We start from the raw sequence: 837 nt of genomic DNA, 5'->3' as shown, positions 1-837 counted from the left end.
CTCCTACAGCGCCGCGTGTCCGCAAGGACGCTATAGCAGCTTGATTTCGAGCAATTTGATTTTGCGCATGATCGCTTCCAAAAATCGATTCCGATTTCGGGTTAGCGCCAGCCGGCTTCAACAAAAGGGCGGCCATTGGCGGCCGCCCTGATCTGAACCGGACTTGGGAGGAGGAAAGCCGATCCGACTACCTAAAGTTATGCGCTTCCTAGGTAAACGAGACATTAACGCGAGAGCGGCGCCCGGATTGCCGCCCTCCGCGGCCCTGAAGCCTACCAGCGCGAGCTGGCGGTTGCCTTGTCCGACTCCGGCGCCCCTGACTCCGGCACCCCTGACTCCGGCACCTTTGCCGCCGGTACCTTTGCCGCTGACACCGTCGCCTCGACATGGTCGACCAGTGCGTCCGGCAGCCCGAGGCGGCCGGCGAGCAGGTCGAGATAGCCGCGTTCGGAACGCGTATCCGGATCGATGGTGAGGCGCGAGGCGGTGTAGAGTTCGAGCTTCTGCGCGTCGGTTTGGGCGCCGGCGACCAGCGTATCCAGGTCGAGCGGCGTTTCCAGCTCCGACATCAGGAACTTCTCCGCGTCGGAGCCGATGCCCGAGAGGCTGAGCTTGCCGCCGATCTTTTGCCGTTCGTCGTCGTCGATATGGCCGTCGGCCTTCGCCGCCGAAATCATCGCCCGCACCAGCGTCAGCGTGAATTCGTCCTCGCCTTGCGGCGCTTGCGAGGGATGGAAGCTGGTGTCGGCGGGCGGCGGCAACAATTCCGGCGAGCCGGCTGCGGCCGTTTCCGCAGGCGCCTTGCCGTTCTTGTAGTTCTGGTAGGCCTTGTAGGCG

Annotated in this window: 1 protein-coding gene; it reads right to left on the bottom strand. The window is 63.9% G+C overall.

What is annotated here, in order from left to right; translation table 11 throughout:
- Nucleotides 1–272: 272 nt before the first annotated feature.
- The coding region (locus EOA86_RS36645; protein ID WP_245497503.1) for a tellurite resistance TerB family protein at nt 273–837 on the bottom strand (565 nt) is incomplete at its 5' end.

The organism is Mesorhizobium sp. M5C.F.Ca.IN.020.32.2.1 (genome assembly GCF_004023105.1).
Classification (GTDB): Bacteria; Pseudomonadota; Alphaproteobacteria; order Rhizobiales; family Rhizobiaceae; genus Mesorhizobium; species Mesorhizobium wenxiniae.
This window is presented reverse-complemented; position numbering and strand designations above follow the sequence as displayed.